The 13,848-nt window shown below is 66.3% G+C and carries 13 protein-coding genes; 9 read left to right on the top strand and 4 right to left on the bottom strand.

Going from position 1 to position 13,848, the window contains the following annotated elements; translation table 11 throughout:
* Positions 1-31: 31 nt before the first annotated feature.
* The 9 genes from ABD243_RS14350 to ABD243_RS14390 all read left to right on the top strand — a co-directional run bounded on the left by ABD243_RS14350 (position 32) and on the right by ABD243_RS14390 (position 8,721).
* On the top strand, positions 32-709 hold the full coding sequence (locus ABD243_RS14350; protein ID WP_344366997.1) for an MSMEG_4193 family putative phosphomutase: 678 nt from the start codon (positions 32-34) through the stop codon (positions 707-709).
* Between the two features lie 46 nt (positions 710-755).
* Positions 756-1,457 (top strand): SCO1664 family protein, encoded by a 702-nt coding sequence (locus tag ABD243_RS14355; RefSeq protein WP_344366999.1) that lies wholly within the window; start codon positions 756-758, stop codon positions 1,455-1,457.
* Positions 1,458-1,616: 159 nt separating this feature from the next.
* Complete coding sequence (locus tag ABD243_RS14360) at positions 1,617-2,636, top strand: VOC family protein (protein WP_344367001.1); 1,020 nt, start codon at positions 1,617-1,619, stop codon at positions 2,634-2,636.
* 7 nt (positions 2,637-2,643) lie between these two features.
* The gene (locus tag ABD243_RS14365; protein WP_344367003.1) at positions 2,644-3,606 is read left to right on the top strand and encodes a fumarylacetoacetate hydrolase family protein; all 963 of its coding nucleotides are present in this window, start codon (positions 2,644-2,646) and stop codon (positions 3,604-3,606) included.
* The gene (locus ABD243_RS14370) at positions 3,603-4,649 is read left to right on the top strand and encodes a cyclase family protein (RefSeq protein WP_344367005.1); all 1,047 of its coding nucleotides are present in this window, start codon (positions 3,603-3,605) and stop codon (positions 4,647-4,649) included. The genes ABD243_RS14365 and ABD243_RS14370 overlap by 4 nt, the downstream gene beginning before the upstream one ends.
* 88 nt (positions 4,650-4,737) lie before the next feature.
* Positions 4,738-5,862 carry an FAD-dependent oxidoreductase gene (locus ABD243_RS14375; protein WP_344367007.1) on the top strand — a complete coding sequence of 375 codons (1,125 nt, stop codon included), beginning with the start codon at positions 4,738-4,740 and terminating at the stop codon, positions 5,860-5,862.
* Positions 5,859-6,932, top strand: a complete 1,074-nt coding sequence (locus ABD243_RS14380) for an amidohydrolase family protein (RefSeq protein WP_344367009.1) — start codon at positions 5,859-5,861, stop codon at positions 6,930-6,932. The genes ABD243_RS14375 and ABD243_RS14380 overlap by 4 nt, the downstream gene beginning before the upstream one ends.
* Positions 6,933-6,944: 12 nt before the next feature.
* On the top strand, positions 6,945-7,943 hold the full coding sequence (locus ABD243_RS14385; RefSeq protein WP_344367011.1) for a fumarylacetoacetate hydrolase family protein: 999 nt from the start codon (positions 6,945-6,947) through the stop codon (positions 7,941-7,943).
* Position 7,944: 1 nt separating this feature from the next.
* Positions 7,945-8,721, top strand: coding sequence for an SDR family NAD(P)-dependent oxidoreductase (locus ABD243_RS14390; protein ID WP_344367014.1), 777 nt, complete (start codon positions 7,945-7,947; stop codon positions 8,719-8,721).
* A 19-nt stretch (positions 8,722-8,740) separates the two neighbouring features.
* Here the strand turns inward: ABD243_RS14390 and ABD243_RS14395 are convergent, their stop codons facing one another.
* The 4 genes from ABD243_RS14395 to ABD243_RS14410 all read right to left on the bottom strand — a co-directional run bounded on the left by ABD243_RS14395 (position 8,741) and on the right by ABD243_RS14410 (position 13,728).
* Positions 8,741-9,523 (bottom strand): SDR family NAD(P)-dependent oxidoreductase, encoded by a 783-nt coding sequence (locus ABD243_RS14395; RefSeq protein WP_344367017.1) that lies wholly within the window; start codon positions 9,521-9,523, stop codon positions 8,741-8,743.
* A gap of 73 nt (positions 9,524-9,596) precedes the next feature.
* On the bottom strand, positions 9,597-10,559 hold the full coding sequence (locus tag ABD243_RS14400; RefSeq protein ID WP_344367019.1) for a LysR family transcriptional regulator: 963 nt from the start codon (positions 10,557-10,559) through the stop codon (positions 9,597-9,599).
* A gap of 75 nt (positions 10,560-10,634) precedes the next feature.
* Entirely contained in the window at positions 10,635-12,212 is a 1,578-nt protein-coding gene (locus tag ABD243_RS14405) for a GMC oxidoreductase (protein ID WP_344367021.1), read from the bottom strand.
* Between the two features lie 19 nt (positions 12,213-12,231).
* Positions 12,232-13,728 (bottom strand): MFS transporter, encoded by a 1,497-nt coding sequence (locus ABD243_RS14410; protein ID WP_344367023.1) that lies wholly within the window; start codon positions 13,726-13,728, stop codon positions 12,232-12,234.
* Positions 13,729-13,848 lie beyond the last annotated feature (120 nt).

Raw genomic sequence — 13,848 nt, forward strand, 5'->3', positions numbered from 1 at the left:
GCGGGGCCCCTGGCGCTACGCTTAGATCCTGATGACTGCAGCAACTCCGCCGGCATCGCCGGCACCCGTCACGTCACCTGAGCGGCAGGGCACGCTCCTGCTTCTGGTGCGCCACGGGGAGACGCCGACGACAGGCACGGTCCTCCCGGGGCGCGCGCCCGGACTGCACCTGTCCGAGCGCGGCCGTGCGCAGGCCGAACGGGTCGCGGACCGGCTCTTTGGACTACCAGTGGACACCCTATATTCGTCCCCGCTGGAGCGCGCCTGCGAGACGGCGGAGCCGACGGTGGCACGCACGGGACTGGAAGTAAACCACGACGACGGGCTGCTCGAATGCGACTTCGGCGACTGGACCGGATCTGCGATCGCCGACTTGGCGGCCCTGCCGGAATGGCAGACCGTCCAGCACAGCCCGTCCGCCTTCCGCTTCCCCAACGGCGAGAGCTTTCCGGAGATGCAGGCGCGGATCGTCGGCGCGATGGAGGCACTGCGTGCAGCCCACGCCGGGGGTGTCATCGTGTGCTTTTCCCACGCCGATCCGATCAAGGCCGCGGTCGCCCATGCCCTGGGCACGCCCTTGGACCTCTTCCAGCGCATTGTCATCAGCCCGGGCTCGGTGTCGGCCATCTCGTTTGTGGAGGGTCAGGACCCGGCGGTGCTGATGGTGAATTCGACGGCGGAGCCGCTCAGTGGGTTGAGGGCACAGTGAATTCGGGGCAGCGTGCATAGGGACCTTCGGTGAATCGGGGCGGCCGGTGTCCGGCCGGAAGCTGACACTGCTCCGCGAGGGCCGCGTCGAGCTGCTCGGGCGCATCCCGCGCAGCAGCAACGAGACGTTCCTGGTCCAGGTCTCCGGTGGGGACGACGCCGCGTATGCGGTCTATAAGCCGGAGGCCGGGGAACGGCCGCTGTCCGATTTCGAGCCCGGGCTTTACAAACGGGAACGCGCGGCCTACCTGCTCAGCGAGTCCCTGAATTGGGGACTCGTGCCGGCGACGGTGATCCGCGAGGACGCCCCCTTGGGGATCGGGTCGCTGCAGTGGTTCATCGAGTGCGACTTTCAGGAGCATTACTTCACCCTCTACGCTGACGCCCCTGAGACACACCGCGAGCTGGCGCGGATCGCCGTGTTCGATTACGTCGCCAACAACACGGACCGCAAGAGCGGCCACGTGCTGCGCGGCGACGACGGGCGGATCTGGGGCATTGATCACGGGCTGTGCTTCTCGGCAGCATTCAAACTCCGCACCGTGATCTGGGACTTCGCCGGCGACCCCATCCCCGGTGCCCTGCTCGAGGACATCTCCCCTTTCGCGGAGGCCGCGCCTCCCGAGCTGGCCGAACTACTCGACGATGACGAGGTCACCGCCCTGCAGCGCCGCGTGCAGCGACTGCTGCGCGCAGGGGTGCTGCCGGTTGATCGCACCGGCATGCGCTACCCGTGGCCGCTCGTGTAGGTGGCTGCTTCCGGAACGCGCGGGTCGAGGATCACTTCAACTATCCGCCAGACAAATAGGTGGCATCAGGAAACGACCCTTCACCGAATAGCTCTGGTGCTTCAGTCTGGTTACTAGACCCGCTGGTCCCGTCCAGCAGCAACATAGAAGGACTTCAACGTGGAAACTCCCCTCTCCCATCTTGCCCACCTCGAGATCACCACCCCGGACGTCGAAGCCTCGGCACGGTTCTATGAGGAAAAGTTCGGCATGCGCATCATCGACCGGGTAAACGGCAACGTCTACCTGCGCTGCTGGGGCGACTACTACCGCTACAGCCTCGTCATCACCGAAGGACCGGAAGCCTCGCTGGGCCGGATGGCCTGGCGCACCAACTCCCAGGCAGCCCTCGAAGCAGCAGCCCGGGGCGTCGAAGCAGCCGGAGTCCAGGGCAACTGGACCGCCGGCGGCCACGGCTACGGCAAGGCATACGAATTCACCGGCCCCTACGGCCACCACATGCGCCTGTTCTACGACGTGGATAAGTTCGTCGCCGAAGCCGGCTTCGAGTCCACCTACCCTGACCGGCCGGAACGCCGCAGCAGCCACGCCGCCGCTCCCCGATTCCTGGACCACGTCACCGTCGCCACGTCTGACGTCCGTGGCTTCGCCAAGTGGTACAACGAGGCCCTCGGCTTCCGCGTCATGGCATTCGTGGACCTGGACGAGGCCCCCATCACCGTCTTCTCCGTGCTCACCACCAATGAAAAATCCCACGACCTCGGCGTTGTCCTGGACACCTCCAACCGCCCCGGGCGCGTCAACCACATCGCTTTCTGGGTTGACGCCACCGAGGACCTGCTGCGCACCGCGGACGTCATGATGGAAAACGGCACCCCGATGGAATATGGTCCCTCCATTCACGGCGTGGGTGAGCAGAACTTCCTCTACTTCCGCGAGCCGTCAGGCCTGCGCGTGGAGCTCAACTCCGGCGGCTACCGCAACTACGTCCCGGACTGGGAGGCCAACACCTGGAAGCCCTCCGAAGGTTCGAACAACTTCTACAAGAACGGCGCCATGCCGCACTCCATGACCGAATCATTCCCTCCCGCCGAAGGCTTCACGGCCACCGAAGAGGGCGCTTCCCCCGAGATGAAGGAAGCCCTCCTGAACCCCTACGCCAAACAGGGACGAGGCTAACGGCGCCATGGCTGAAGCTACGTATTCTTTGATCCGCTTTCAGGAACCGGGTGACCCCAAGGCCCGGGCAGGCATGCTGGTGGGCGGTCGTGTCGTGCCGCTGAATGAGGACATCAATTCCATCATTGAGCACTGGGACACCACGGAGTGCCAACTGGATGCCATCGCCGCTTCTGCCGCTGAGCGTACTGGCCTGGCAGCGGCCGACGTGGAGCTCCTGGCCCCGGTGGAGCCGGTCCAGGTCCTCCAGACCGGCGCCAACTACCGCAAACACGTGATCGACCTTGCCGCAGCGCACCGCGGCCAGGGCGAGGACGAGGAAGAAGTGCGCGCCAAGACGGCGGCCATGATGGATCAGCGGGCAGGGCAGGGCACGCCGTACTTCTTCATTGGACTCCCGACGGCGATCGCGTCCGCGACGGAGGACCTCACTCTGCCGTCCTATTCCAAGTCCCATGACTGGGAGCTGGAACTTGCAGCGGTCATCGGCAGGACGGCATTCCGGGTCACCCCCGAGGAAGCCCTGGAGTACGTGTTCGGCTACACCATGGTCAACGACATCACCACCCGGGAGTACGTTTTCCGCAAGGACATGCCTGCCATCGGCTCGGACTGGTACCGGGCCAAGAACGCCCCAGGCTTCTTGCCGACCGGACCGCTGCTGGTGCCGGCAAAGTTCTTCGGCGACCCGCAGGACGTCCAGGTGACGCTGAAGCTCAATGGCCAGGCCATGCAGGACGAATCCACCCGGGACATGATCTTCGAGGTCGCCAAGCTGGTCAGCGAGGCCTCCCAGATCATGCCGCTGCGCCCCGGCGACCTGGTCCTGACCGGAAGCCCCGCCGGCAACGGACAGCACTGGGGCCGGTTGCTCCAGGACGGCGACGTCATGGAAGGCACCATCACCGGGCTGGGCACCCAGCTGATCCGCTGCAGGGACGAAGTGCAAACTGAAGGCAGCCAGCCGTGACCGCCCAAGACATCTCCCCTGCCACCATCTCCGCCACCGGGGAATCAGCCACTGCTTCCCCGGTGATCCGGCGTGAGGACCCGCTTGGCAGCATCCGCGCCATGGCCGCAGCCCACAACAATTGGGGCCGCTGGGGCGCAGACGACGTTCTGGGGACCCTGAACTTCATCGACGCGGCCAAACGCATCGAAGCAGCAGCCCTGGTGAAGACGGGCGAGGCCTTCTCGCTGTCCCAGCCTTTCGACACCAACGGACCACAGAAGGGCTGGCGCCGCCGCACCAACCCCGTGCACACCATGACCGACACCGGCGTGGACGCCGAACGCGGCAACCAGGGATTCCCGCACGGCTTCGGCGGAGCAGACGACGTCATTGCCATGCCGTTGCAGTGCTCCACGCAGTGGGACGGCCTGGGCCACATTTTCGACCAAGGCAAGGCTTGGAATGGCCGTGCTGCCGGGGACGTGGTCACCTCTGAAGGTGACCTCGTGACCGGGATCGAAACCGCTGCGGCGAAGATCGTGACCCGGGGTGTGTTGCTGGACGTTGGCCGCGCGCTCGGACCCGAGATGGGACGGAGCGACGGCGAGTTGCCGGACGGCTTCGCCATCACCCCGGAGCACCTCCAGCGGACCATTGAACTGCAGGGGCCAAGCTCCCGAGTAGGCCGGGGCGACATCGTGGTAATCCGCACCGGGCAGCACACCCGGGTCCGCCGCGACGGCTGGGGCGATTACGCCGGCGGTTCCGCCCCCGGGCTGTCGTTCAGCACCGCACCGTGGCTGCACCGCAGCGAAATCGCCGGAATCGCCACCGACACCTGGGGCTTCGAGGTCCGTCCCAACGAGTTTGAGGGCGCCTTCCAGCCACTCCACCAGATCGCCATCCCGAATCTCGGGCTGTTCCTGGGTGAAATGTGGGACCCGGACGGCCTGGCGGAAGCGTGCGCGGCGGACGGAAGGTATGACTTCCTGCTCAGCGCCGCACCGCTTCCCATCACCGGGGCCGTGGGGTCACCCGTCAACCCGATCGCCGTCCGGTAATCGGGTCCGGTAATGAGAGTCCGGTAGCTTTCAGTACAACAGCAACACAACCACCAGCAGGTACGCCGTCAATACAAAGGAGTCAGCGATGGCAGCAGTACAGAACGTCGGAATCGTCGGGGCGGGAGCCGCGGGACTGACCGCAGCCATCCTCCTGGCCGACGCCGGAATCCACGTGGAAGTCCTGGAGAAGGCGGAAGCCCCGCAGACTCTCGGATCGGGAATCACGCTGCAGGGCAACGCGTTACGGATCTTCCGCCAGCTCGGCGTCTGGGAGCAGATCGAGGCGAAAGGCTACGCGTTCAGCACCCTCGGCCTGCGCGCCCCCAACCCCGACGGCACCGTCATCGCGGTCCTCGAGGACATCCGGACCGGCGGCGAGGACCTCCCCGCCACGCTGGGAATGTACCGTCCCGACCTGACAGCCATCCTCCGCGAACGGGCTGAGCAGGCAGGTGCACGGATCAGCTATGGCAAGACCGTCACCGGAATAACGGACGACGGCGGTTCCGTCACCGTCAGCATCGCCGACGGCGGCACCGCACGCTACGACCTCCTGATTGGCGCCGACGGCCTGCACTCCGCTGTCCGCAAGGCCATCGGCATCGACGTCGAACCCCAGCCCACAGGGATGGGTATCTGGCGCGCGTTCGTGGAGCGGCCAGAGGACGTGGTCCGCACCGACCTGACCTACGGCGGCCCCTGCTTCATCGCCGGCTACTGCCCCACCGGCCCGGACACCATCTACGCCTACCTCGTAGAGAAGGCCCAGGAGCGCAAGCACGAAGACGGCCCCCGCATCATGACCGAACTCGCGGCAGCCTACGGCGGCCCCTGGAACGAAATCCGCGCGAGCCTGGACCAGAGCGCCCGCATCAACTACACGTGGTTCACCACCCACCTGGTCGACGGGCCGTGGAACCGCGGCCGCACCGTCATCATCGGCGACGCCGCCCACAGCTGCCCGCCCACGGTGGCACAAGGGGCGGCCATGGCCCTGGAAGACGCCGCCGTGCTGGCCGAGCTGCTGATACAGGCCGACGACCTCACGGAGACCCTGTGGAAGGAGTTCACCGACCGCCGCCTGGACCGGGCAAAGGCGGTGGTCAGCGCCTCCGTCCAGCTGGGCCAGTGGATGCTCGACGGCGTTCGGGACGCCGACGTGCCCGGCCTGATGCACTCGCTGTCCACCTTGCTGAGGGAACCCGCATGAGCGCCCACTCTGCTGAAACGCCCACTGTGGACGTACACGCCCACATCCTGCTTCCGGCCCTGCAGCAATTGGTGGCCGAAGCTGATCCCGAGGGGTTCGGCGCCCAGCAGGCCTTGGAAGTGCGCCGCAACGGACCGGAGTCCATGGCCGCTTCGGGCCGGATGATCAAGGAGCGATGGCCGCAGCTGACGGACCTGGACCGCCGGCTGGCGGACATGGACGCCCAAGGCGTGGACGCCCAACTGGTCTCGCCGTCCCCGTCGCACTTCTACTACTTCGCCGGCGAGGATCTGGCCCTGCAGGTGGCCAAGTCCGCCAACCAGGCGGTGCTGGAGTTCGTGGGCCGCGCTCCGGAGCGGCTGAACGGGCTCGGTCTCGTGCCGCTCCAGCACCCAGCCCTGATGGTGGAAGCGCTGGACCACGCTGTGCTGGAGTGCGGGCTGCTTGGCGTGGAAATCGGCTCGTTTGCCGCCACTCCCGGCGACCCGGAGCGCAGCTCCGTTGAACTTTCCGACCCCCGTCTGGAACCGTTCTGGACCCGTGCCGAGGAGCTGGAGGCCGTGGTGTTCCTGCACCCGTTCGGCTGCTCGCTGGATGAGCGGCTGGACCGCTTCTACCTCGCCAACACCGTCTCCCAGCCCGCAGAAAACGCGGTGGCCCTGTCCCACCTGATCTTCAGCGGCGTCCTGGACCGGCACCCGGACCTTAAGATTCTGGCGGCGCACGGCGGCGGCTACCTCCCGACCACTCTGGGCCGCTCAGACCATGCCTGGCGGGTCCGGCCGGAGGCACACGGCTGCGCCCAGCCGCCGTCGTCATATCTGAAGAAGCTGTACTTCGATTCGCTGGTCCACAGCGCTGCTGAACTGCGCGCCCTCGTGGCCGCCGCTGGCCCGGAACGGGTGCTGCTCGGCTCGGACTACCCGTTCGACATGGGCTCCGACCTCCCCGCGGCGGAGGTAGCCGAGGCATTGCTTCCTCCCGAGGACGAGGCCAAAGTGCTGGCCGGCAACGCTGCCGCCCTGGGCATCACGCCCGCTTCAATCCTTACCGCCCGCCGCACAGCCTAAGGAAGAATTTTCATGGTCAAGATTGCACGCTGGAACCACGCCGGCGGGACGCAGTCCGGCTTCGTGGACAACGGAACCTGCTACGCCCTGCCCATGGGCCAGAGTGTCCAGGCCCTTTTGGACGCCGGACTGGACGAAACGCTGAGTCTTGCCCGGCAAGTCATCGGTTCTGGCCCTGCCGTCCCCCTGGCCGACGTGCAGCTGCTCGCCCCGCTGCTGCCGGCCACCATCCGGGACTTTGTGGCGTTCGAGGAACACGTCGAAGGCGTGCGGAAAAGCATCGACGGCGTGGCGGGCGTGGTGCCCGAGTGGTACGAGGCACCCACCTTCTACTTCACGAACCCCCACACGGTGACCGGCACCGGTGAGGTGATCGGCATTCCGGCGGGCTGCGACGACCTGGACTTCGAAACGGAAGTCGCCGCCGTCGTCGGGCGCGTCCCCGGCAGCAACGGCAGGAACCTGACCGCAGCTGAGGCGCACCGGCATATTTTCGGCTATACCGTCCTCAACGACTGGTCGGCGCGCGACTTGCAGCGCCGGGAGATGAAAGTCAGTCTGGGGCCGTGCAAAGGCAAGGACTTCGCCAACACGCTGGGGCCCTGGATTGTCACCGCCGATGAGTTCGAGGACCTGCACGACGCGGAGGGGTTCCTGCCGATCTCCATGGCCGTGGAAGTCAACGGCGAAACCATCGGCCAGGACCTGCTGTCCAATATGGGCTGGCCCTTCGCCGAGCTGGTGGCGTACGCCTCGCAGGATTCCGTGGTGCGCCCGGGCGATGTGCTGGGCTCCGGCACGTGCGGCAGCGGCTGCCTCGCCGAACTCTGGGGCCGTAACGGCTCACAGACTCCCCCGCCGCTGAAGACCGGCGACGTGGTCCGCATGACGGTGGAAGGCATCGGCAGCATCGAGAACACGGTGGGTGAACGCCGCAACGCCGGGACCCGGGTGAGTGCCCGGCAGCGTCCACGCAACCGGGTTGCCTCCCCGGTTATTTCCGGGACTTAGGGTGGTCTCCCTTCAGCTCGATGGCCGGACTGTGGTGGTCACCGGCGCGGGCCAGGGCCAGGGCGCGGCGGAGGCGCGCATGCTGGTGGAGGCCGGGGCCCGTGTCATCGCCACAGACCTCGCCGCGGACATGCCGGCTGGGCTGGCCGTCGTGTCATCGACGTCGCCCGGTGCGCTCGTGTACCGGCAGCTGAACGTCAGCGATGCCTCCGGCTGGTCCGATCTCGCTCAATGGATCCGGTCCCAGGGATGGCAGGTGGACGGGCTGGTCAACAATGCAGGCATCACCCAGCGGAGCCGGTTGCTGGATGCCTCTGTGGCTGACCTGCAGAACGTCTACGAGGTGAACGTTGCCGGAGTCCTGCTCGGCATCCAGACCCTCGCGCCGCTGATGGCCAGTAGCTCCGCGATTGTGAACGTGGGCTCCGTGGCGGGCCTGACCGCGCACTATCCGGAGGCCTACACCGCCAGTAAATGGGCACTGCGGGGCCTCTCCCAGGTGGCTGCCATGGAACTTGGCCCCCGGGGAATCAGGGTCAATTCTGTCCACCCGGGCTTCATCGAAACGCCCATGACGGCGAGCGCCAAGGCCGAGTTCAGGCAGGCGACCATGGCCGAGACCCCGCTGGGGCGCACTGGAAGCGTGGAGGAGGTGGCCGGCGTCGTGTTGTTCCTCCTGAGCCCGCTCTCTTCGTTCGTGACCGGTGCCGAGATCCCCGTGGACGGCGGCCAGTCAGGCCACGGCGGAGCAAAGTCTGTCTCCGATGCCATGCGCTAGCCCTGCAGCACGATGCCAACTAGCCCGGCAGCACCGCCGACCAGCCGCCGTCGACCATCAGGTTGGCGCCCGTCACGTATGACGCTTCGTCGGAGGCCAGGAACAGCGCGCACTTGGCCACTTCTTCCGGCGAGCCGATCCTGCCCAGCGGGATGCTGCCGGCGATGGAACGCATGGGGTGGCCGGCGGCCAGGAGGTTGCCCTCGGTGGCTGCAGTGCGGATCATTCCGGGGCTGACAGCATTGACGCGCAGTCCATGCGGAGCCCCTTCGGCCGCGAGCTGCCTGGTCATGGCCACCACGGCTCCTTTCGTGGCGGTGTGGGCCAGCCGGCCGTTGGTCATGGAACCGGTAACTCCTGCCGTGGATCCCACCAGCACGATGGCGGCGTTCTGCGCCCGGATCAGTTGTGGCCAGAAGTATTTGACCGGCAGGAACACCACGTCCATCTCGTGTTCAACATTCCACTTCCAGTCGGCAAACGTGAGCTGCTCCACCGGGGCGAAGCGGGTGACCGCCGCGTTAGCGTACAGGATGTGGATCTGGCCATGGTTTGCGGCTACGTCCTGCGCCCATGCCGCCACAGCGGGCTCGTCCGTCAGGTCTACCCCGCTGCTGCTCATTCGGCCCCCGGCTGCGGTGACCTGGCGGACGGTGGCTGCGGCGCCGGCGTCGTCCATGTCGCAGCCGATCACTATGGCCCCTGCCTCCGCGAAGGCGAGCGCCGCCGCCCTGCCTTGGCCGCTGGACGTTCCGGTGATGACGGCGGTTTTGCCGGCCAGGCGCTGGCTGGAGACAGGCATGGGGGGTCCCTTCTGAAAGTACGTTTCTTCGACTTTCGCAGGGTTGGTCCGGACGGGGAATGGCGCTTTGGCTCTAGGTAGTATCCGCCGCACGAATAGTCACCGGGTGGGCGGCGACGGGGAAAAGTTCGTGCAGCCGCGAACAGGCCCGCTGGACCACGGAACGCAGCCAGACGCTGGCAGGGTCCTCCGTCTGGGACGGGTGCCAGTACATCGCTTCCACAAGGGACGCTTCAGCGTCGTCCGTGAACTCCAGCACAACGATTTCCGCACCGCGCTGGGCCCGTGCTGCCAGCATTCCCGGGACCAACGCCACAAGGTCTGTCCCTTCCACCAGGAGTGGCAGGGACAGGAATCCGGCCACCACAGCCGCCACGCGGCGCTGGATGCCCCGCGACTCGAACAGCTTGTCCGCCGGGGTGCTGATTCCCTCGCCGAAATAGCCGACGGCGTGGGGAACGGTGGCCAGGTCCCCCAGGGTGAGCCGGGGCTGCTGGAGCAGGGGATTTCCGGTGTCAGCCACAGCCACGAAGCTGTCCCGGAAGAGCTGCTTGCTGGCTCCCTGCATGTGGTATCCCGTGGGCCCGACGAGAAGGTCGATTTTAGAGTAGTCGGCCATCTGGCCCTGGATCCCGGACTTGGCTGTGGGAACGAAATCCACAGACACGCCGGGGGCGGCCTCGCGCAGGATCCCCCGCAGGGGACCCACAATCAGCGCCGCCGCGTAGTCCGAGGCTGCGATGATGAATTCACGCTCGCTCGTGGCGGGGTCGAACCTGGACCGTACACGCGTGGCCCGCTGGATGTGAAGCATTGCTTCATCAACCAGCGGGACCAGGGACTGCGCGAAGGGCGTGAGGTCATACGTTCGGCCGTTCCGCACCAGGAGTTGGTCGTCGAAATGGCGCCGGAGCCTGGCCATCGCGGCGCTGGTGGCTGGCTGGCTGAGCTGGAGCCTTTCAGCCGCCCGGGAAACGTTGCGCAGCTCCAGCAGGACCTGCAGTTGGGGCAACAGGTTCAGGTCCAGGTTCTTCATACCCATAGGTTATCCGTGCTCCGAGCCCGGCCGTCTTAGCGGTCGGTGGCACCCGGCTTCCCAAGAGCTGTCAGCTCAGGCGCCCTCCGATCCAAGCGCTTCGGCAACTTTCCGGGCGCCGCGGACGGCGATGGCCACACTCATCAGCGTGGGATTCATGGCCGTTGCCGTCGGAATGAGAGCGTTTCCGCCCACCACCAGGTTGTCGTAGCCCCACACACGTGACCACGGATCCGCCACCGAGGTGCCGTCGTCGGTTTCACCCAGGCGCATGGTGCCCTGATAGTGCAGGCTCGAGCCGTTCGGCATGAGGCGGGGCTCGGCAACGAAGGCGCCAAGGGCCTTGCCGGCACGCCGCAGCCGCTCAGTGGCCTCGGCGATTTCCGCGTTTTCCCGTTCAGTGAGCGCGTACTCGATGCTCATGTTGGGGAATCCGCGGTAGTCCGGTTCGTTGTCGTCGAAAGTGACGGCATCCTCGTAGCGCGGGTGCTTGCGCATGCCGTAGCCCATGTTGACGTAACCCCAGCGGTTCTCGGAGTAGGGGGTTCCCGGCTCCATCGGGAACGGAGTCGATTCGGAATACATCACCTGGACCGAGAAAGGGTGCTCGGGCTCGGAGAACGGGATGCGGTTCACTGCCGCAACAGGGTCTGCCGGGTTCAATGCGCGCCGGGCCAGTTCGGCGTCGAGGTCCTCCTCCGTGGCGAAGCGGCGCATCTTTTCGGCGTCCAGCGCCACCGTGGAGATGACCACGGGATGCTCGGTCAGGTAGTGGCCCAGCGCCTGCGGTCGCACGCCCGACGCCCACAGGAGCTGCGGTGAGCGGAAGGCATCCCCCGCCACGACAACGGCGTCCGCCGCCACAAATGACGTCTCGCCCGTGCGCAGGTCCTGGACGGTGACCCCGCTAGCCTGGTGTCCGTCCAGCTCCACGCGGCGGACCAGGGTGAGGTCACGGAGTTCAAACTTCTTTGAGAGCGCACTGTCCTTATCGATGAGCGGACCGAGGACGACGTCGGCGCCCGCCCAGCGCACGGAGCCGTCCGGTTGCGGGTCTCCGGCAACCGGAAGGGTGCCAACGCCGTACCCCTCTGGCAGTTCCGCGCCGAACTCTTCGTCAAGGAGTGACCTAATGGCTTCACCGACGGTGGAATCGGCGAACGCGGCACTCTGGACGTGCAGGAGCTCCTTTGCCTGGCCGATCAGCTCATCCCACTCCTCGTTGACGATAAACGGAATCTTCTCGCTGAACGCCGGCGACGGCGTGGCGCAGGTCCAGTGCGCACCTTGGCCGCCGACGTTGGTGGCCGCAGCCGCTGCGGGAAAAGAGGAAGCGTGGGCGGAGCCGGCTCCACCGAAATCGAGCAGATGGGTGCCCTGACGGGCGGTGAACATTCCCTCGGTGACCGTCCCGGCCGGGATGCCGAGCGATTCACGGTAGGCGCCGGCCTGCGGTCCCTGCGACATTTCCCGCGCACGGGCCTTTTCGCCAGGGTCTGCAATGTTCCGGACGCTCTCGCCGGGAAGGTTCGTCAGCTGTGGTCCTGCTTCGAACATCACCACCCGGGCTTCAGGGACCCGCTCGAGGATCACCCGAGCATAGGTGGAACCGATGGGCCCGCTGCCGACGATGGCAATAGTGGGATTGGACATGGTGTCTCCTTCGAAAAAATCAGGCCGAAAGGGTTTCGGAAGTTGTTTGGGGGGCGGGAACCGGTTCGTCGGAGAGGCGGCCATGCGGGAGCAGGATCGCTGCGACAATGCCCACGGCGTAGGTGGCCGCCAGGGAGATGAAGATGGGTGTGAAGACTGCACCATATATCTGCGCGATGGTGGCCCGGACGGCGGGCGTCGCCCCGTGGACCAGTTGCGGGGTAAGGGTGGAAGCGTCAAAACCTACTGGCAATAGGGCCGCCACGCCGAAGCCGATCACCCCGCCGATGATCGCCGTCGCGACCGTTGAGCCCACCTGCCGCACCAGGTTGACGGTTGCCGTGATGGTGCCTGTCTGGCTGGCCGGAACGGCCCCCTGGACCACTGCGACGATCAAGCTCATGAACGCACCGGTGCCCATACCAACCACACCCATAACGATCATGGGCACCCACAACGGAAGCCCCGCGGGCAGCAACGCCATCACAGAAAGTCCGGCCGCTCCCAGAGAGGTTCCCAGGATCGGGAAGATACGGTACCGCCCGGTCCGGGTGGCCAGCCATCCCGTGAGCAGGTTGCTGATCAGCATGCCGAACACTGTTGCGATGGGGACGAACCCGGACACCGTGGCGGTGGTCTGGTAGGCCATCTGGAAGTAAGTGGGCAGGTAGGCCGTGATGGAGAAAAGCCCGACGCCGATGATCGCCGATAAGGCGGTGCCTGCCGCAATGGTCCGGTTCGCGAAGACGTGGAGCGGCACGATGGGTTCGGGAGCCCGCCGCTCAATAAAGAAGAAGGCAACGAAGCCCAGGACGCTCACTGCAAGCGCCGCAGCGGTGCCAGGGCCGGCGCTCCGTTCAGCAGCCCACGTGACGGCGAGCACGAGGGCCACCAGGGCCGTGGTGAAAACAGCCGCCCCGGCGACGTCGAAGTGGCGCGGCATGGGTCCCGGTTCCAGATGCGGAACAGCGATCAATGCGAGGCCCAGGGCCGCTGCGCCGACCGGAATATTGATCCAGAAGACCCACGACCAGCCCCAGTAATCGGTAATGGCGCCGCCGAGTACCGGGCCAACGAGGATCGCGATAGGGAAAGCCGCACCAATGATGGCCATGTAGCGCGGCCGTTCCCGCTGCGTCGTGACCCGGGCAATGATGGTCTGGGACATCAACTGCAGGCCCGCGGAGCTCATCCCCTGCAGGACACGCGCCGCGATGAGCCATGCCATGTCCTGGGCGAAACCGCAGGCAAGGGAGGCGGCCAGGAACATGACCAGCGAACCGAGGAAGATCCGCCGCGCTCCGAGCACATCACCCAGCTTGCCGAGCACGGGCAGCAGCACGGTGCTGGCGAGGGTATAACCCACAACGACCCAGCTCATCAGTTTCAGTGCGCCCAACTCACCGGCAATGGTGGCCAGGGATGTGGACACCACAGTGTGGTCAAGGGCTCCGAGGAAAGAGACCGTAAGGAGGGAGATAACAAGGAGACGGAGTCTCAAAGGCGAAAGTGGCATAGTGATCTACCCGAACGATCGGGCCGTCGACGCGACGTGTTGTGCCTCGGCCGCACCATCACGGACGAGAACGGGTCCCGAGGGAACCCCGGCGCCACTAGCCATACTACCTCACTTTAG

It is taken from the genome of Arthrobacter humicola (assembly GCF_039531445.1).
In the GTDB taxonomy this organism is placed as follows: domain Bacteria; phylum Actinomycetota; class Actinomycetes; order Actinomycetales; family Micrococcaceae; genus Arthrobacter; species Arthrobacter humicola.

Excerpts from the sequence above, each read along its gene's own strand:
- ABD243_RS14350 (WP_344366997.1), top strand. The coding sequence starts at position 32 with ATGACTGCAGCAACTCCGCCGGCATCGCCGGCACCCGTCACGTCACCT.
- ABD243_RS14365 (WP_344367003.1), top strand. The coding sequence starts at position 2,644 with ATGGCTGAAGCTACGTATTCTTTGATCCGCTTTCAGGAACCGGGTGAC.
- ABD243_RS14375 (WP_344367007.1), top strand. The coding sequence starts at position 4,738 with ATGGCAGCAGTACAGAACGTCGGAATCGTCGGGGCGGGAGCCGCGGGA.
- ABD243_RS14380 (WP_344367009.1), top strand. The coding sequence starts at position 5,859 with ATGAGCGCCCACTCTGCTGAAACGCCCACTGTGGACGTACACGCCCAC.
- ABD243_RS14385 (WP_344367011.1), top strand. The coding sequence starts at position 6,945 with ATGGTCAAGATTGCACGCTGGAACCACGCCGGCGGGACGCAGTCCGGC.
- ABD243_RS14395 (WP_344367017.1), bottom strand. The coding sequence starts at position 9,523 with ATGCCTGTCTCCAGCCAGCGCCTGGCCGGCAAAACCGCCGTCATCACC.
- ABD243_RS14400 (WP_344367019.1), bottom strand. The coding sequence starts at position 10,559 with ATGAAGAACCTGGACCTGAACCTGTTGCCCCAACTGCAGGTCCTGCTG.
- ABD243_RS14405 (WP_344367021.1), bottom strand. The coding sequence starts at position 12,212 with ATGTCCAATCCCACTATTGCCATCGTCGGCAGCGGGCCCATCGGTTCC.
- ABD243_RS14410 (WP_344367023.1), bottom strand. The coding sequence starts at position 13,728 with ATGCCACTTTCGCCTTTGAGACTCCGTCTCCTTGTTATCTCCCTCCTT.